Source organism: Vibrio sp. 10N.261.55.A7 (assembly GCF_002877365.1).
Taxonomy (GTDB): domain Bacteria; phylum Pseudomonadota; class Gammaproteobacteria; order Enterobacterales; family Vibrionaceae; genus Vibrio.
The window spans coordinates 38,383-57,023 of the sequence record NZ_MCWZ01000026.1 but is presented as its reverse complement, the minus strand read 5'-3'; the positions used below and the strand labels follow the sequence as shown (position 1 = coordinate 57,023).

The following is an 18,641-nucleotide window of genomic DNA, read 5'->3' as shown; positions in this document are numbered from 1 at the left end:
TAGAAAGTACAAATCTACAACAATCGATTCTTATATTGTTCTGGCGTTTGACCCGAGTATTTTTTGAACATTGAAATATAAGGGCTGGCTTGGTTGTAACCGAGCGTCAACGCGACTTCTTTTACTGAGTGCCCTTTTCTTAGCAGATCCATTGAGTAGAGATAACGCACTCTTAAACGCCATTCAGTAAAGCTCATACCAAGCTCGGTTTGACAATGGCGTGCCAAAGTCCGTTCTGTTGTATGCACACGCTCTGCCCACTCACCGAGTGACGTTGTGTCTGTTGGGCTTTCTTCAACCGATTCCAATATAGTCGCTAAATACTTATTGTTGGTTGTCGGTAAAAAGTGCCTTTCTGTTTCTTCCGTGGCAAGTTGATCTAAGAGTACCTGAATTAAGCGTTTGTCCTGCTCTGATTCAGCGACATTAATCTTTCGTCTCCGGAAATCGTCAATAATGGCCGACACTATTGGTGTTACCTTGATCAAGCTCGTTTGTTTTGGGAAGCCCAAAGTGAGTTCTTGTGCGACATTGAGTGAGCAATAATCGAGGGGCTTTCGATTATAGCTACAGTGCTCAGCGCCCGCAGGTACCCAAATCGCAAGATGAGGAGGTGCCAGAAAACGAGTATTCTCTGCTTCCATCTCAAGTATTCCCCCACTGATCAGCTGAACTTGGCCCCATGGATGGCTATGCACCCGTGTTTCAGTATTAGATAAGAACGCTTCGAAATTCATAAATACATCGGATGGTGCGCGGGCAATTGATAACGAGGGGTGAAGTATTCGAGCCGGTTTTTTCAATCTTGTCTTCCTATCACTTAACGTGTCTTTTTGACGATACATATAATCATACCGACCTGTCACACTTAATTCCACACACTTACTTGCGATGAGGTTCACATGATTTATCTATTGCCTTTTTTTACCGTCTTAATTTGGGGTGGTAACTCAATCGTAAATAAGATGGCTGCTACGGCGATTGAACCGAGTGCCATGAGCTTTTATCGTTGGTTTTTCGCCATGTTGATCATGACCCCCTTTTGCCTACCAACGGTAATTCGTCAATGGAAAATCATTAAGCCCTATCTTTCAAAGCTTGCATTCCTTTCTTTGCTTGGCATGGTCTTAAACCAGTCGCTTGGCTACTATGCTGGGCTCACGACCACGGCGTCGAATATGTCGTTGATCATCTCGCTTGTTCCACTTATTTCTGTGTTCATTAGTGTACCACTGCTTGGAAAATCGATATCAGCCTTCAGTATCATCGGTGGTGTGATTTCATTAGCAGGGCTTACGTTTATGCTGGGGCACGGGGACATTGGTTTCTTCATCAACCAGGATATTGCTCAGGGAGATGGGTTAGTGCTTCTCGCGGCAGTGATCTACGCAACGTATTGCGTTTTGCTGAAGCGATGGAAAATGCAACTTGGGAACGTGACACTGATTTATTGCCAAGGTATTTTTGCTGTACTCATGTTAACGCCATTATGGCTAACAAGTTCACAGCTAATGCCTACGCAAGAATCATTACCTTTGATCGGCTATGCAGCCGTCGCAGCCTCTATATTAGCGCCCTGGATGTGGATCAAAGCGATCGATGTGATAGGCGCAGACTCAACTGCGATGTTCATGAACCTCATGCCTGTTATCTCAGTGGCACTGGCGACCTGGCTATTAAATGAAACCATTCACAACTACCACCTCATTGGTGGTTTGATGGTGATCTTTGGCGTTATTCTCTCGCAGATTAAAAAAAGAAGGTTCCCAATCCCACTAGACTCTGCGCTGTCTAAGGCTCAGGTTTAGTTGATGATTATTTCAAGAGAATAAGACAAGAGTGCACTATTGTGTTGATGTTAAAGGCAACGCAAATACAAAAGGTAAGCAATGATTGCTTACCTTTTTTGATCGTCTTTTTGCTATTCATTTCTATGTAAGGGAATGAACGAATCGCTACGCGCTGACTTCACAATTCGATTGAGGAACACAAGAACACGCGATGGCGGATCTTTCTCCCTCTTGAATCAACCTCAACGCTGGAACATCTTCATGAGTCACCTTGCCAGAAAGAAGCGAAACCTTACACACACCACATGAGCCAGCACGGCACTTATTGGGCAGATCAATACCTTGTGCTTCCGCTTGTTCTAGTATTGTTTGCTGATTATTACCGACAAAGGCTTTGCCATTCACCGTTAAGGTTAAGCTCTTTTCTTCCACCTTAATGGCTTCAGCTGCTGTTTCGCGAGCATTGGAAGCTGTGGCCTCTTCTTCATCATGTTCGTTATAACGTTGACCATCTTGATACTCCAGCACCTCTATCTTGTCGCTTTGAGTTATCACGCCCTCATTTCTAGCGACTAAGTTTTGTCCAAAAAACACGCCGCCATTTTCATCGGCTCTAAACGTCATGAGAGTCTTTAATGGCTCTTTAGAGCCTCGAAACGTGCCCTTTTCTGTGTCGACTGTGGTTAAGATGCATCGTTCGCAAGGCTTAACGATGTCGAAAATAACCTCACCGACTCGTATCGTTTTCCAGCGATCCTCTTCAAATGGCTCCGTGCCGCTGGCGACAAGGTTTGTTCGAAACTGCGTCATCGAATGAACTTCATCGCTGCGACGGTTAAGCTCTTCAAGTGAGGCTTCGCTGATCAAAAGCATCGGATAGCCATCGGCAAAACTGACGTTATGACCAATTTTTTCACGCACCCGATTCGATTGTTCACCGCAGTAAAGAAGCTCGACGTTCTGGCCAATAATGTCACTAAACCAATCATCGGCTTCATCGGTTGTGGTATAGGCGGTAAAACTGTCATTCCAAACCGTCGCGAGTGTCTCTTGCTTCTTAAACTCGGAATAACTGATCGTTAATGGTGACTTTCCTTCCGCAGTAAAAATGAACCCGTGTGGTAACAGACTCGTATTCACTTTTACCATTTGAGGGAATTTTCGGGCGGTGACCATCGTGCCGTCAGACGTCGCGAGCATAAATCGACGGTCAAAACTTAGCCCTTGAAGCTCTACCCAAGCACTCGACAGCGAGACACCGCCAACCGATTTAACTGGGTATACATTGATTTGAGAAAGATGAGCGAGTGACATTGCTTCCCTTAAATTGTCTGTTACGCGAGTGAGGAGCAAAATTATAACCAAGTAAGGTCGTATCAAACAATCAAATCAAGTCTGTAATCGGTGTTAGTGCATGAATGATAAGAAATGAGGTGAATTCATTCCGCTTTTCCACTATCATCCTGTCGCCTAGACGGAAGCGTTTGCCTCATTGCTCTGTCTGGGCTCCAATCACACAACAACTCATTGGTGGGAGCTTTTCAATGACAACAATTACTATCACTCGTCCAGACGACTGGCATGTTCATTTACGCGATGGCGACGTTCTTACCGACACTGTTCGCGACATCAGCCGTTATAATGGGCGCGCACTCATCATGCCAAATACAGTCCCACCTGTAACCGATACTGAAATGGCAATAGCCTATCGCGATCGCATCATGGCAGAAAAGCCAAGTGAGCAGTTCGAGCCACTCATGGCGCTATACCTAACAGACAACACAACACCTGATGAAATACGCAAAGCGAAAGCTTCAGGCGCGGTTGTGGCCGCTAAGTTATACCCTGCAGGTGCGACTACCAACTCTGACTCAGGTGTGACTTCAGCGAAGAACATTTACCCAGTATTCGAAGCCATGCAAGAAGTCGGTATGTTGCTTCTTATTCACGGCGAAGTGACAACACACGATGTTGATATTTTCGACCGAGAGAAGAAATTCCTAGATACCGTTCTAGCGCCAATCGTGAATGACTTTCCAAACCTTAAGATTGTTTTAGAGCACATAACCACAGCTGACGCAGCCACTTTCGTTCAAAACGCGAATGAAAACGTTGCGGCAACAATCACAGCACACCACTTGCTTTATAACCGTAACCACATGCTGGTTGGCGGTATTAAGCCTCACTTCTACTGCTTACCTATTCTAAAGCGCGGTACACACCAACAGGCCCTTATAGAAGCAGCAACAAGTGGTAGCAAAAAGTTCTTCATTGGTACAGATTCTGCTCCTCACTCAAAAGAAGCAAAAGAAGCGGCTTGTGGCTGTGCGGGCTCTTACACGGCTCACGCTGCTGTTGAACTGTACGCTGAAGTGTTTGAACTTGAAGGTAAGATGGAAAACTTAGAAGCGTTCGTTAGCCACAATGGCCCTGATTTTTACGGCCAACCACGTAATTCAGACACGATCACCATGGTGAAAGAGTCTTGGTTGGTTGATGAGATTATGCCGTTTGGCCAAGACAAAGTTGTCCCTATTCGCGCTGGCGAAAACATTGAATGGAAAGTGAAATAGAGAAACTCGCTACGCTAAATAGCAACTCTATTTACCCGCGCTGAACGCAGTTTTGCGGGCTTTCATAAGAAATAAAACACCGCAAATTCTATAGAATGAGCGGTGTTTTTTGTTTGTGGCCGTGTTTATTAAGCTTGTTCAGCAATCAAGAGATTTATGTTCAACCCTGTTTATTCTTAGCGAGAAAGACTAGAGCTATCCCGCCAAGAATCATCAAACTGGTGATGACGACGGTTAAAGACAGTGACTCTCCCAGCAGCATTGCCCCTGCAACAAGCGCAATAATAGGGACAGAGAGTTGAGCGATGGAAGCCCTCAGCACAGAAAGCTTCGTAAGAGCAAAGTACCAAATCACGTACCCAACACCTGAAGCAAACGCCCCTGACAGTATCGCCCAGATGAGCCCTAACGGTGTTATTTCATCGATATTAATCAGCCAAGGCGCAACCAATATCGTGAGCATAGTTGCTGCCAAGAAACTCCTTGTCATCCCCACTCTCGGAGCAACCCCTGAATTGCGTTTACCCAACAATGTCAGTATTGCCCAGCTTACGCCTGCAAGAATCATCAGCAACGCTGAGAATAAATCAGGGGTCGTAGATGAAGGTAGCATCAGCAAAACAAAACCCAATAGCGATATTGTTAGCCCAATGGTTTCGTAGCGGTTGAGCCCATTACCTTGCCAGATATGGAATCCTATCATTGCCATCTGCACCGCACCGAACAACAGAAGCGCCCCGGTTCCCGCAGCTAATTCAACATAGGCGTAAGAAAAGCCAATCGCATAGGTAAACAAAGAGAGTCCACCCCAGATAGCCATGATAATGCTGGGCTTCGTTCTTGGTAATAGATGCTCCGATTCGTGTTTTCGTTTTTGTTCTTCTTTGCCTAAAGACTCTGTTGTCGGTTTTGAATTATCGCGAGACAACACTGACACAAGAAAATGAATAAAAACCAGAGTAACTAAGCCGGAAACAATGCGAACAACAGTGAATGAACCAGGGTCAATCGAGCCTTGAGCTAACGCGAGGCGACATAGAATTGAATTAGCGGCGAAAGCAAGCATCGCAACTGCAGTAGCTAGGTAAATCGGCACGTAAATCCTTTACTGATGGTTTTATTAAACTATCGCTACTCTACAACGAAATAGGACGAAAGAACCATCAAAAACAAAAGCCCACACAAGGTGGACAATATTTTTAGATTGGAACAAAAAGATCTGAAGTTAGTAATGAGTGACCAATATTTCTTGAACTGCAAATGCATTTTTCGAACATCGCACCTTATTGAATACGATTGCTTTAATGTTGTCCTTTTTTATGTGATGGCCTCAACTGAGTCAATCGCACCATTAAACCTGTTCTAAAAATAGTCAGTTAGTTCTATTGGGTTCGCCATAAACATCACTCCATTTCGCTACTTCTTCCTTAATGTATCAGTTATATCAGTTATATCAGTTTTCAATGTTGAGAAAGTACGTTGCCTCTAGTTTTTGCTTCAATGCTTTATACCATAAGGGTTTTGGCCCGTTAAACGTGATCATTAAGTATTGCATTAGATCCTTATACAACATGACTAAATCTATCTGACTCACTATTCATCAATAACTTACAAACAAGTTCGCAATCTTTCCAGATCGTTTAGAGTGATTGTTCTTTCAAAACAGATCATTGAATGAAATTTTATTTGGCTGTTTTAAGGGCTATTTCTTGGGTTTTAAGTTTGTGCGAAAAAACCGTTCACAATACATCGCAGGCGGGTGTAGGGAAGTATCGATTCTGTGGGTGACTGGATCAACTAGACAGATTACTCAGCTTTGATTGATAAGCATCACAATTAGTACTTTCTAACTACAAGCTGACAACTTATGGGTTATGCATCAAGGTTTTAATTTAGGTGATCAGTTACTTTTGACATACAAAAGATCAATGAATGGCAAGCAAGGCTTGCCCATTTTATTATTGATAAGAATTATAAGGAAAACATAAAGAATGAATAGGTTTCTATTGGCTATCCCATTAGCGTTAACTATTACCGGATGTGCAACAGTGCCCCCTGCAACCACTACCCCTGAAGGTGCCGAGGCATTCATGGACATTTGTATGGACACCTTACCCAGTTTCAATACTGCTGTAGACAAAGCTAAATCCATGGGTATCGATAATTATGGTCATGTCGGTGGCGATGAAGATTACCTAGTCGGTATTAATTCAGATGGTTCTGTCGCTATGTATTTAAGGCAATATTCCGCTACATCGGAATGGTGCCGTGTTTCGACGCCACTGGATACTAAGTGGTCATATGGTCCCATCTTCTATAAAACGGTAATGAAAGACTTAGACTTGAAAAACATTGACTATGAGGTTAGCTATCGAGGTAACAACGATAACAAGCGTATCAGTAAACTCACTGCTTACTATGGAGATTATGAGATGTACATTACTCATGTATCTCGTGGCGGTGAGATGTACACGATAGTTCGCAATGACATCTAAACTTTGTAAAAACTGATATCTCCATTAATGGCTAGCATGAACTAGATAAGGAAATGACATCCAACCTCTCCTTAAGCTAGCCACAATCACCACCATGGTCTGTAATAGCACTCGCTTGATTTGGTGTGCCAGTGCTAGCAAGTAGATTTTTTTAGCACATATTCATCTTAAAGGATTGGTAAATGGCTCTAGATAAAATCGCGGACGATGGTTTTACAAAAAGCTCAAAAGGGTTACTTCCTCTTTCTACGATTGGTGTAGTTAAAATCTTTGTCGGTGTTGAGTTCACCACCAATACAATTGCTATTCCATGGCTACCTCAAATCACATTCAACAGTTTAGAGAATATCATCTACGCGTTTTGAGCTTTTTTATTCTATGTGGCTTAGAGAAATGTAACGATGACCATTCGTAACCTTAAAGACAGAAAGGAAAAAAGGTTGGAAGAACCAACCTTAATATATTTAATAACAACAACCTAAATTAATAGGTAATGTTTTAGTGAATTGGCGCATCACTTTTTGCGTAAAATTGACCAAAATGCGCTTCGAGTATTTCTGGCGTTAATTTACCTTCAGCTTCTAGTTTTTTGAGTTCAGCAACCACTGCTTTTTGCTCATCAAGAGTAGGCAGTTTTACCTCTGGTTCATCGGCTGTTTGCTGAGCCATTTGCTCCAATTCTTTTTCAAAATCACTCATAATCTTTACCTACCCAAATATTTCAAATTGAATTCAGAATCTCTGCGTTGAAGTGTACCTATTTCATCTACGTTATTCTAGCCCAACCCTTGTCCCACACTATAACGATTCGAAATTGCCTAATTCCCAACCAAACTATCCACCAATAACCAAAAATGGAATATAGACCCTGTTTTTCGTCTTACAAACGCTTGGAACAAGCGTAAACAACCCCATAATGTAATCATCTGATTGTTAACGACTTCTCATTGGTTAATTTTGCGTCAAACAGCATCCCCAAGAGCGTTGTTAATGGAACTATTTTAAATTTTGGCTCACTAATTGAAAAATTAGGAGAGAACTATCGATGAGCATATTAGCTATACAACAACTCCAAACCTATCTTGAAAGCCAAGTTATTGGTCAATCGAATCTAGTCAAACAGTTGTTAGTCGCTCTTTTAGCGGACGGACACATATTGGTTGAAGGCCCTCCCGGTCTCGCTAAGACGCGTGCCGTAAAATCTTTAGCTGATTGCATTGAAGGTGACTTCCACCGTATCCAATTTACGCCTGATTTATTGCCAGCGGATCTAACAGGCACAGATATCTTCCGCCAAGAGACTGGCGAATTCAGCTTCCAGCCTGGCCCTATTTTCAATTCACTGGTCTTGGCGGATGAAATCAACCGAGCTCCTGCAAAAGTTCAGGCCGCAATGCTTGAAGCGATGGCTGAAAAACAAATAACGGCCGGTAAAAACACTTATAAGCTACCTGAGCTATTTCTTGTGATGGCGACACAAAACCCAATTGAACAGGAAGGTACCTACCCTCTTCCTGAAGCGCAGTTAGACCGATTCCTGCTTCATTTGGACGTTAGTTACCCAGATGCGCAAAGTGAGCTTGAGATATTAAGACTTAACCGAGGCGAAGCAAAAGGTGAACAACCTGTGGCTCCTCAAACTCTGTCTCAACAAGATATTTTCGCAGCGCGTCAGGATGTACTGAATATCCATATGGCCGACAGTATTGAGCAATACATTATTCGTTTAGTGATGGCGACAAGAGAGCCTCAAGCCTACGATCAAACGTTAGCTGAATGGATTGAGATGGGTGTTAGCCCTCGCGCGACAATTGCCCTTGATCGTTGTGCTCGTGCGCACGCTTGGTTATCTGGGCGCGACTTTGTCTCACCTGAAGATGTTCAGGCAATGGCTTTTCCTGTGTTGCGTCATAGATTGTTACTTTCATACCAAGCACAAGCCGAAGGCATTCACCCGAACAAGGTCATTAATCACCTACTGTCTTTAGTGGGCAGTGCTTAAGCGAGCGGTGGCAGTAATAGTATGGCAATAAATAAACAGCCGACATTATCTCCAAAGGCGAATGGTGTCACACTTAGCCTAGATGAACTGCTTTATTACAAACAGCAGAGCATCCATTGGTTGCCACCAGCCAAAAACCTTTGGGCACAAATCGCGGGGCAACATCAAAGCCGTAAGCTAGGTCGTGGGATGGATTTTGCCGAAGTTCGCCAATATCAGGTTGGCGATGACATTCGAAGTATCGATTGGCGTGTCACTGCGCGTACTGGTAAGCCGCACACCAAGTTGTTTACCGAAGAGTGTGAAAAACCAGTCGTGCTTTACATTGATCTTAGCCCTAGCCTTTTTTTCGGTTCAACCTTACAACTAAAATCGGTTCAGGTTGCGCACATGGCAAGCTTATTGAGCTGGCTTTGTATCGCGAACAACGACAGAATTGGGGCCGTGATTGATACAGGCCACACACTCATTGATATTAAGCCAACGGCGCGTGATCGTGGGCCATTAACACTGCTTCAACAAGTTATTAAGATTCACAATGAATACCTTGAGGGTAAACATGCCTCGAGTGCATTAAACACCACCTCTATGTCTGAAGGATTACAAGCGCTTCACCGCCTTTGTCCAAAAGGCAGTGAAATCATTTTGCTGAGTGATTTTGTGAGGCTAAAAGACCCAAGCGACCCACTCATTAAACGGCTTCGCCAACACAACATACTCCGCATGGTGCATTTTTCTGATCCTTTGGAATACGGAAAAACATCATTTAGAGGTGTAGAGAGAGTCGCAAACAACGATAGATCTCAATGGATCGACTTCTCATCCAAAACAAACAGAAGAAACATTGAAAAAGAATACAATCAACACTTTAACGGACTAAAGCAAAGCTGCCAGTCACTTGGAATTTCCTTTACCGCTATTTCTAGTCATCAACCATTATTACAACAACTTTCTGGACAACACTAAATGACGGACTCAACGAACTCAGCTCTTTTGGCTCTTAACGAAATGAAGCTTCCCCCACTGCCTTCCTGGTTTCCTATGGCATGGGGATGGTGGGCAACCGTCTTAGGTGTGCTCTTCGTTATTGTGTTCATCTTGGCTATAGCGAAGTGGAATAAGAAGCGCCTAGCGCCGAAAAAAACAGCGCTAAAACTGTTACAGCCCGGGCTACACAACGAATCGCCGTCGGCTGCTATTGAGATAATGCGACAAGCGGCCTTGAGTTATTTTCCTCGTGAACGTATTGCTCACCTTACTGGCGGGGAGTGGTATGCATTCTTAGACTCACAATTAGACGCGCCGCTTTTCGTTGATAACGCAAGTAAATGGCAACAAGCCCTTTATAAAAAGAACACCGTTGAAGATCCTCAAGTGCTTATCGAACACTGCTACCAATGGGTGAACGAAGCACTACCGCCAAAACGAGGTCGTAAGCTTGGCTAACATCGAATTTGTCTGGTGGTGGACGGTCTTCCTCCTGCCACTTCCATTCATCATTTACCGCTTCGCGCCTCCAGTAAAAGTGGCCGCGCCTATACAGTTGCCCTATTTGCCTAATTCGACCAGCAACATGGCGCCGAAACAAACATTATTGCGAATCTTATCCGCTTTGATATGGATAAGTTTGATTACGGCTCTCTCTCGCCCTGTTTGGTATGGCGAGCCCGTGACATATCAACCAGAACACCGAGACCTCATGCTGGTTGTTGACCTATCAGGCTCAATGTCACAAAAAGACATGAAGCAAGGCCAAGGCGACGACTATGTTGATCGTCTGTCAGCGGTTAAACATGTCCTCTCAGATTTCATTGAAAAACGTCACGGTGACCGTATTGGTTTGGTTGTATACGCTGACCATGCCTATCTTCAAACACCACTGACACTTGACAGACACACGGTGTCAGACCAGCTCAACGAAACCGTTCTTGGGCTCATTGGCTCTCAAACCGCCATTGGTGATGGCATTGCCGTGGCAACAAAAACGTTTGTGGATAGCGATGCCCCGCAAAGGGTGATGATTCTACTCAGTGATGGCGGCAACAATGCAGGCGTACTTGACCCAATGGAAGCCGCCGAAATTGCTAAGAAATTCGATACCACAATCTACACAGTCGGTGTTGGCGCTGGCGAGATGGTGGTCAAAGAGTTTTTCATGACCCGAAAAGTGAATACCGCGCATGACCTAGATGAAGTGACGCTGAAAAATATTGCTGACCTGACAGGTGGGCAGTACTTTAGAGCTCGAGATAGCCAAGATTTGGCGTCGATTTATGACACCATCAACCGACTCGAACCGGTTAGCGAAGCCGTCCAAACGTGGCGCCCGCAAACAGAGTGGTTCACGTATCCTCTAGGGTTATCTCTTATTCTTTCGCTGTTCGTTATCGTTCTAAGGAGAGGGTTTGTCTAGTTTTACCTTTCTATACCCATTTTGGTTATTGGCGCTTGTGCCAACGATAGGCCTAATTGTCTGGTTGAGTAAGAATAACCAACACGCATCACTCGTTGCGCCTCATTTGGCCAAAGCGATAGGGCTTGAAAGCATGCCACGACGTAAAGGATTTATTTACTTCATAGGAGCAAGCCTAATATGCGCTGTTATCGCGCTCTCTGGGCCTAGTTTTTATTCATCTGAGCGCCCTGTTTATGGCAATTCAGGTGGGCGCGTTGTCGTCATGGATATGTCTTTTTCTATGTACGCAACCGACATTAAGCCGAATCGCTTAACGCAGGCGCGATATAAAGTTACCGATCTACTAAAAGCCTGGCAAGAAGGAAACACGGGGCTAATCGCCTACGCGGGTGATGCCTATACCGTTAGCCCAATGACGACAGATAACCAAACACTGTTGAATCTACTCCCTAACCTTTCTCCAGACATTATGCCCTATCCTGGTGCTGACGCGGCTGCCGGCGTTCAGCTTGCTATCGAGATGATGACTAACTCAGGTTTGAATCAAGGTGATGTCATCCTCGTCGCTGATGACATGGATGACTCCGAAAAAAATGCCATTCGTGACCTTTTGGATAACACGCAGTGGCGATTGACCCTATTAGCCATTGCAACCCCATCTGGCGCGCCTATTCGACTATCGGACGGCACACTATTACGTGACAACAACGGCACGACTGTGATCGCTCAATCTAATTTCTCGAACATGAAATCTCTGGCACGTAGCCAAGACGGTTTGTTTACTGCCGTTCAAGCAGACAGCAAAGATGTCGAATTAATCACCGCCTACACCACGCAAATCGTGACTGATGCCGAGTCGATGCAACAGCAAAAACTAGAAGAGCGTGTGAATAGTGGTTTCTGGTTGCTACCTTTCCTTCTCATTCCCGCAGTTATGTTGTTTAGAAGAGGCGTAATATTCAGTGTGGCGACACTGAGTTTTGTATTACTGCAACCTAACTATGTGAATGCGAGTGCAAATGAGAACCAAAATGCGCATACCAGCGTAAACTCAAGCCCATGGCAAACAAGTGATCAGCACGCTAAGGCGCTGTATGACGCTAAAGAATACCAACAAGCGGCGGACGCTTTTATAAATAAAGAATGGCAAGGTGTAGCGCACTATCAGGCGGGGAACTTTCAAGCCGCAATTGAAAGCCTAGAAGGTGTTGAGGGCGAGCGTGCACAATACAATCGAGCCAACGCACAGGCTCAAAATGGAGACTTTGAGCAAGCGATTTCCAACTATACGAAGCTCATCGAGCAAGGCCACTACGTGAAGGAAGCCACTGAAAACCTTGAGATTGTAAAACAAGCCCAACAGCAACAGCAACAGCAACAGCAACAGCAAGACGATGGTGATGATCAGAGCGGAGAAGACAATTCAGAGTCAAAGGAATCGGATTCAGACGACAGCAGTCAATCGAGTGGTACTCAGGATGAAAACAGTGAATCGAACGATTCCGAATCCTCTCAGAATGATAGCGACAATAGCAACAGTAACGACAACGACAACGACAAAAACGAAGCATCATCGAGCCAATCTGGCGAGCAAAACGGAACTGACTCTTCCAAAGAAGATAAGGAGTCAGCAGAGAGCCTTTCTCCAGAGGATCAAGAGAGTGCTTCTGAACAAGACCAAACTTCAAAACACGCACAACAAGAGCAAACTGAACGTGACAACACTGAAGACCATGATGCTGACAGTCAGTCTGACTCAATGGCGACGACTCAAGATAGCCAGAATCAGGTTGACCCAGATATCCGCAAGTTAGAGCAAGTAGAAAATGCGCGCGACCCAAGCCGTTTACTGCAAGCGCAAATGCTCCTGCAAGCCAAACAAAAGCAACCTCCTCAAAACACAGGTAAGAAATGGTGAAGATGCATTCCAATCTAATTCGATACTCATCAGCAATCGTAACCTTGATTCTACTAATGATGAGCCCGTTCAGCTTCGCGGCCAATAATGCGGTGCAAGCCGTTGTGAGCGTAAGCAAAAATCAGGTGGTTAAAAACGAAGTTTTCCAGATGAGAATCGTTGTCGACCATAGAGTCTCTCAAGATGAGATTGATTTCAGTGTGCTAGAGGGCGACTTTTACATGGGGAGGCCCAGCTTTGGTACCTCATTTAACAGTATTAACGGTGTTCGAAACACGCGCAGTGAGTGGAATGTTTCACTCGCCGCACAAAAGCTGGGGACATTAACGATCCCTAGCTTTGAGATAGCGGGTGCAAAAACTCAACCGATTAAAATCACCGTTCGTATGGATGAGAACCAACCAAAGCCATCCGATTTTATTGAGCTTGAGTCCAAATTGTCGACCAACTCACTCTACCCAAAAGAGAGTGCTACGCTCGATTTCAGGTTGATCATTAAAGCGGACCCTCGAAGGCTGCAAAATGCTCAGATAGTCCAGCCAACGATAAAAGGGATGAACATACAGCTAGAGGGTGAACCCTATCAGTATCAGACCATTAAAGATGGCGTAGAGGTAACGATAGTTGACCAAACCTACCGCATAGAAGCCGTTGAAAGTGGCGAATACACCTTGATTGCACCAGCGTTTACGGGCACCGTTATACACGGAAGCAATAGAACAGGCACCACTACGATGATTACGGCGGATACAGCCGCTGAGCAATTCACACTGACCGTGCTCCCAAAACCTGCAAGCTACACCGGTAGCTGGTTACCAAGCAAGAAACTGACCTTAGAGCAGCAGTGGTTAGATCAAGATGGCCAATCTATCAGCAGCTCGTCACCGCATCAGATGCGCGTGGGTGACGCGCTAACGAGAATAGTGACACTGCAAATAGAAGGGCTCAACCCAAACCAATTCCCCGATTTAACAATCGCGAGTCCATCAGAATTTCGAGTCTATGAAGAGAAGCCACAGTTCACTCAAAATGATCGTGGTGACACGGTAATGACGATTAAGCAGGTGCTTATTCCCCAGAAGTCAGGGGAGCAGACACTTTCCGATGTGAATGTGAACTGGTGGAACAGTGCTGAGAAGAAACAGAAAACATCAACGATCAATGGCCTAGTTCTTTCCATTGTAGAAGCGGTTGGAGTGAACAATAGCCAAATCGTTACGCCTAATAAACCTCTCCCTCAATCTGTCAGTGTCGTCCATGACCGAGGAATTTGGCCGTATCTAACTGCCCTATTCGCCGTGCTTTGGTTTGTGTCAGTGTTGTATATCTTGCGCAACCGAAACCAAATGAGTCAGCAGTTCGAAGCTACTATTGAGTACAACGAAAGCTCTTCATTCGAAGCGTTTAAACATGCTATGAATACAAACGATATGATTAAAAGTCAGTTCCACTTATCTAACTGGTTGAAGGAACACTCGTCATTATCAACGCAAGACCAAAATGAAATAGGCCAATTCAAACAGTGGATTGAAACTTCTTGCCGTAATAATGCTTCCGCACCATTGTCGTCTTCCGACAAAAAGGGGCTATTTGCATTGATGAAAAAAGTAGAGAAGCGAAAGCAGTCAGCCCCAGAGACTTTATCTCGCCTCTAGGACTAAGGTTCAAAGAATTCATTAATGGAAATAGATGGATATAGCCCAATAGAATCATTCAATAAAGTTTTCAAGTGATTCTACTGGGCGTATCCACTTTAAGAAGTGAAAGAGAAATGACGTTTGGTCTATCGACTTGGTTTATAAGGTAAGCCCCATCTCCTCCTCTACAAATATTCTTGTTTCCATGAGTTTGAGAACCATGCTAATTTTTGGCCTGAATTGCATCCGTGCTAACACATGTTTTTCTAGGTCAATCCCAGGGGCAATTTCAACAAGTTCGATTGTAGATTCAGTGAGTTTGAAGACTGCCCTTTCCGTTATATACATAACAGGCTTTTGGTTTGACCTTGCAGTGTCAGACGAAAATGTGATTTGTTGCACTTGTTCTATAAATTTGTCGATAGGCCCATCTTCAACGATCGTTAGGGCGCCGTTTTCAGCGTAGATTTCACTGCGTCCAGCGGTGAATGTGCCGCAGAAAAACACTTGTTTCGCGTTTTGGGTTATGTTGATAAATCCACCGCAACCAGCAATTTTAGACCCAAATTTCGATACGTTGATATCTCCCTTAGTATCGGTTTCGGCTAAACCTAAAAATGCCTGATCTAACCCGCCCCCATCATAAAAATCAAACATTTGATCTTGTGTAATAATGGCCTCAGGAAAAGCAGAAGCGCCAAACGATAGTCCTCCTGATGGAGTTCCGCCTATCGCACCCGGCTCTACGGTACTAATGATAGAATCGCTTATACCTTCTTCGTCTGTCACCTCGGCAATGACTTCTGGTGCGCCAATACCATAATTGACAATCGCTCCCTTTTTCAGCTCTATTGCTGCTCTTCGTGCAATGATCTTTTTTGCATCTAATGGTCGTGGAGTCGGGACTTGTCGTTTAAGATCCGACGCCGCTCCTCTCCCGACGTACGCAGGATTCATTGGCTCTTCGAATGTTTGCATGTGCGTCTCTGGTGTCGAGATAACAACCGCATCGACAAAGATTCCCGGAATTCTAACCGTGTGCGGAGTAAGTTCACCTGTAGGCACAATCTTTTTAACTTGAACAATCACCTTTCCACCGCCGTTATGTACAAGTTGAGCAATCGCGAGATTTTCAAGCACCAAACATTCATCTTCCATTGAGATGTTTCCGTTTTCGTCAGCCGTTGTTCCACGTAGCAAGGCTACATCGCCATCTAACCGTGAATAAAAAAGAAATTCTTGCCCTGATACTTCCATTAAACGAACGCGATCCTCTTTTGTCTGCGTGTTGATTTTCCCGCCTTCTATTCTTGGGTCGACGAAAGTACCTAGACCAACATGGCTAATACAACCCGGCTTACCTGCCGCTGAATCTCGAAATAACTGGCAGATAATGCCCTGAGGAAGATTGAAACCGGTGATTTTCCCGTCATTAGCCAGTTTTTGTAATCGAGGTATGAGTCCCCAGTGCCCACCAATGGCATGTTTAACCATGCCTTCATGGGACAAATGATCGACCGCTTTCCCTTTACCATCCCCCTGTCCTGCAGCAAATATAAGATCTAAATTCTTTGGATGGCCAGTCGTCACAAAACGCTCGCCAACGGCTCTTTCAAGTGCCTCGGGTACCACGGCACCGATGAAACCACCCAACACGACTTTATCCCCATCGTTAATGAGTTCTGCGGCTTGTTTGGGCGTAAGTTGTTGAACTTTCGACATGGTTTAACCTTTTGCTATGTTGACTACATAAACACTAAATAAACGAATGCGGGATCCACTAATTGCTCACAGCGATATAACGTTGAGCAGAAAGAGTTAGGGGCGTTTTAAGATGACAGCCGTCCCCATACCTCCGCCGATGCACAGTGACGCCAACCCCAGTTTCTTATCCTGTCTAATCATCTCATAGAGAAGCGTTACTAATATTCGGCCACCAGACGCTCCGAGTGGGTGACCTAGCGCAATAGCGCCCCCGTTTAGGTTGGTCTTGTCATCAAACCAGTCCATGGTTACATCATGTTCTTCGGCCAAGGCTTTCATCACTCCTAATGCTTGAGCACTGAATGCCTCATTGAGTTCTAGTAAGTCCATATCAGTGAGTTGAAGGCTTGCCCGTTTGAGCGCCTGTCTGATCGCGGGTACAGGTCCTAATCCCATTACCGATGGGTCAACGCCACCCTGTCCATAAGAAATAACCTCGGCGATAGGCTCCAACGACAGTTCATCGATGACATGTTCAGACGCGAGAACAAAGGCAGCGCTGCCATCATTAATGCCAGACGCATTCCCCGCAGTGACCGTACCTGCTTTATCGAATGCAGGCTTCAGCTTGGACAGTGTTGCAAAAGTCGTCGTCTCTCGAGGGTATTCATCGTGTGAAAATAACACCGTCGAACCACGATTTTCTATTTCCACCGCGACAATCTCATTTTCAAATCGTTGTGATTCTATTGCGTCTAATGCGCGGTGTTGGCTACGGAGAGCAAATCTATCTTGCTCTTCTCGAGTGATCTTATGATACGACGCGACATTTTCGGCGGTAACGCCCATGTGATAACCATGAAATGCATCGGTTAACCCATCTTTGATAAGGCTATCTTTCACCTCTTGATGGCCCATTTTCGAACCAAAGCGATTCTTAGCGTCCAGTATGTAAGGCGCTTGAGACATATTTTCCATACCCGCCGCTACAACAATATTCGCATCACCACATTTTATTTTGCTAGACGCATCCACGATTGTCTTCATACCCGATCCGCAGATCATGTTTAAAGTAAACGCTGGCACCTCATGGGGAATATTGGCGTGTACTGAAGCCTGCCGAGCTGGACCCATACCTTGTCCAGCTGAAAGGACATTTCCTACGATAACTTCGTCAATTTGGTTTGCTGGTACGTTACTTTGCAAAAGCGCGGCGGATATTGAAATGCCACCAAGCTTTGCAGCAGAGACATCTGAAAGGCTGCCACCGAAACGACCAATAGGCGTACGTTTTGCCCCAACTATGAAAACTCGAGTCATTATAAATCCCTATATAAACCAAACACGGCTATTAAATAACCAAGCCGCCATCAATCTTTAATGTTTGTCCGGTGATAAAACTTGACTGTTCACTCGCAAGAAATGTCACCCCGTTTGCGATGTCAGTACTCGTTCCCATGCGTGCTAGCGGCGTTTTGTTCTTCATATGTTCCAGCACTTTTTCCGGGAGATCTTTCGTCATCGGTGTTTCAATAAAACCAGGGGCCACACAATTGGCTCTCACCTGCGCGCCTTTACGTGCAAACTCCTTCGCCCAGCCTTTTGTCATTGCAATCACTCCGCCCTTCGTCGCCGCGTAATTGCTTTGGCCTATGTTGCCATCTGTTCCAACGACGGAAGACATTGTAATCACTGAACCAGAATTGTTCTCTATCATGAGAGGCGCTATCGCTTGGGTCATGTTAAAAACCCCTTTTAGATTTACATCTAAGACGATATCCCAATCTTCTTCTGTCATGCGGTCAATTAGGTTGTCTCGTGTTACGCCAGCATTGTTAACCAAAACATCAACGCGTCCGTGTTCTTGCGTGATTGTCTCAATCAATGTTTGTATTGCTTGCCTGTCACAGACATTAAGTTGTCTGACGGCTATGTTTTTATCTTTCGAGTATGACTCTTCCATGTTGCCAACATTCACATCGCAAGCGTAAACACAAGCGGCCCCTTCTTTTGCAAAACGCTCGACGATGGTTTTCCCAATCCCTTGCGCCGCGCCCGTCACTATACAAATCTTGTTGGATAACATAGTTATTGCCTCTTCCTTAA

General features: G+C 44.8%; 17 protein-coding genes. 10 read left to right on the top strand and 7 right to left on the bottom strand.

The features are described 5' to 3' along the window. Positions 1–14: 14 nt before the first annotated feature. A complete protein-coding gene (locus BCU12_RS03055; protein WP_102402916.1) occupies positions 15–803 on the bottom strand; it encodes a helix-turn-helix transcriptional regulator in 789 nt (262 codons plus the stop codon). A 99-nt stretch (positions 804–902) separates the two neighbouring features. Here BCU12_RS03055 and BCU12_RS03050 point away from each other — a divergent pair, with 99 nt between their 5' ends. After that, positions 903–1,808: a DMT family transporter gene (locus BCU12_RS03050; RefSeq protein WP_102402915.1), complete on the top strand. Its 906-nt coding sequence runs from the start codon at positions 903–905 to the stop codon at positions 1,806–1,808. 147 nt (positions 1,809–1,955) lie between these two features. Here BCU12_RS03050 and BCU12_RS03045 read toward each other — a convergent pair whose 3' ends face one another. Then, entirely contained in the window at positions 1,956–3,104 is a 1,149-nt protein-coding gene (locus BCU12_RS03045) for a YcbX family protein (RefSeq protein WP_102402914.1), read from the bottom strand. 230 nt (positions 3,105–3,334) lie between these two features. Between BCU12_RS03045 and pyrC the strand changes: the two genes are divergently transcribed. Next, positions 3,335–4,363, top strand: coding sequence for a dihydroorotase (gene pyrC / locus BCU12_RS03040; protein ID WP_102402913.1), 1,029 nt, complete (start codon positions 3,335–3,337; stop codon positions 4,361–4,363). Positions 4,364–4,523: 160 nt separating this feature from the next. Here the strand turns inward: pyrC and BCU12_RS03035 are convergent, their stop codons facing one another. Beyond that, positions 4,524–5,459, bottom strand: a complete 936-nt coding sequence (locus BCU12_RS03035) for a DMT family transporter (protein WP_102402912.1) — start codon at positions 5,457–5,459, stop codon at positions 4,524–4,526. Between the two features lie 895 nt (positions 5,460–6,354). On the opposite strand from BCU12_RS03035, the gene BCU12_RS03025 reads away from it, so the two are divergent. Then, the gene (locus BCU12_RS03025; RefSeq protein ID WP_133153801.1) at positions 6,355–6,858 is read left to right on the top strand and encodes a hypothetical protein; all 504 of its coding nucleotides are present in this window, start codon (positions 6,355–6,357) and stop codon (positions 6,856–6,858) included. 182 nt (positions 6,859–7,040) lie between these two features. After that, positions 7,041–7,223: a hypothetical protein gene (locus BCU12_RS03020; protein ID WP_102402909.1), complete on the top strand. Its 183-nt coding sequence runs from the start codon at positions 7,041–7,043 to the stop codon at positions 7,221–7,223. A gap of 133 nt (positions 7,224–7,356) precedes the next feature. On the opposite strand, the gene BCU12_RS03015 is transcribed toward BCU12_RS03020, so the two are convergent. Then, positions 7,357–7,557 (bottom strand): chromosome partitioning protein ParA, encoded by a 201-nt coding sequence (locus BCU12_RS03015; protein ID WP_102402908.1) that lies wholly within the window; start codon positions 7,555–7,557, stop codon positions 7,357–7,359. A 346-nt stretch (positions 7,558–7,903) separates the two neighbouring features. On the opposite strand from BCU12_RS03015, the gene BCU12_RS03010 reads away from it, so the two are divergent. Genes BCU12_RS03010 through BCU12_RS02985 form a run of 6 tightly spaced genes read left to right on the top strand, consistent with a single transcriptional unit; the run spans position 7,904 to position 14,849 of the window. After that, positions 7,904–8,860, top strand: a complete 957-nt coding sequence (locus tag BCU12_RS03010; protein ID WP_102402907.1) for a MoxR family ATPase — start codon at positions 7,904–7,906, stop codon at positions 8,858–8,860. 21 nt (positions 8,861–8,881) lie between these two features. Then, positions 8,882–9,826, top strand: a complete 945-nt coding sequence (locus BCU12_RS03005; protein ID WP_102402906.1) for a DUF58 domain-containing protein — start codon at positions 8,882–8,884, stop codon at positions 9,824–9,826. Then, positions 9,827–10,306, top strand: a complete 480-nt coding sequence (locus BCU12_RS03000; protein WP_102402905.1) for a DUF4381 domain-containing protein — start codon at positions 9,827–9,829, stop codon at positions 10,304–10,306. It abuts the gene before it with no gap. Further along, positions 10,299–11,273: a VWA domain-containing protein gene (locus tag BCU12_RS02995; protein WP_102402904.1), complete on the top strand. Its 975-nt coding sequence runs from the start codon at positions 10,299–10,301 to the stop codon at positions 11,271–11,273. The genes BCU12_RS03000 and BCU12_RS02995 overlap by 8 nt, the downstream gene beginning before the upstream one ends. Further along, positions 11,266–13,194: a VWA domain-containing protein gene (locus tag BCU12_RS02990; protein ID WP_102402903.1), complete on the top strand. Its 1,929-nt coding sequence runs from the start codon at positions 11,266–11,268 to the stop codon at positions 13,192–13,194. The genes BCU12_RS02995 and BCU12_RS02990 overlap by 8 nt, the downstream gene beginning before the upstream one ends. Positions 13,195–13,196: 2 nt before the next feature. Continuing rightward, the gene (locus tag BCU12_RS02985; RefSeq protein ID WP_102402902.1) at positions 13,197–14,849 is read left to right on the top strand and encodes a BatD family protein; all 1,653 of its coding nucleotides are present in this window, start codon (positions 13,197–13,199) and stop codon (positions 14,847–14,849) included. Positions 14,850–14,990: 141 nt separating this feature from the next. On the opposite strand, the gene BCU12_RS02980 is transcribed toward BCU12_RS02985, so the two are convergent. From BCU12_RS02980 to fabG, 3 genes are all read right to left on the bottom strand, one after another. Then, entirely contained in the window at positions 14,991–16,553 is a 1,563-nt protein-coding gene (locus BCU12_RS02980) for a CoA-transferase (RefSeq protein ID WP_102402901.1), read from the bottom strand. 96 nt (positions 16,554–16,649) lie between these two features. After that, positions 16,650–17,855, bottom strand: a complete 1,206-nt coding sequence (locus BCU12_RS02975) for an acetyl-CoA C-acetyltransferase (protein WP_102402900.1) — start codon at positions 17,853–17,855, stop codon at positions 16,650–16,652. Between the two features lie 31 nt (positions 17,856–17,886). Beyond that, positions 17,887–18,621 (bottom strand): 3-oxoacyl-ACP reductase FabG, encoded by a 735-nt coding sequence (fabG, locus tag BCU12_RS02970; RefSeq protein WP_102402899.1) that lies wholly within the window; start codon positions 18,619–18,621, stop codon positions 17,887–17,889. Positions 18,622–18,641 lie beyond the last annotated feature (20 nt).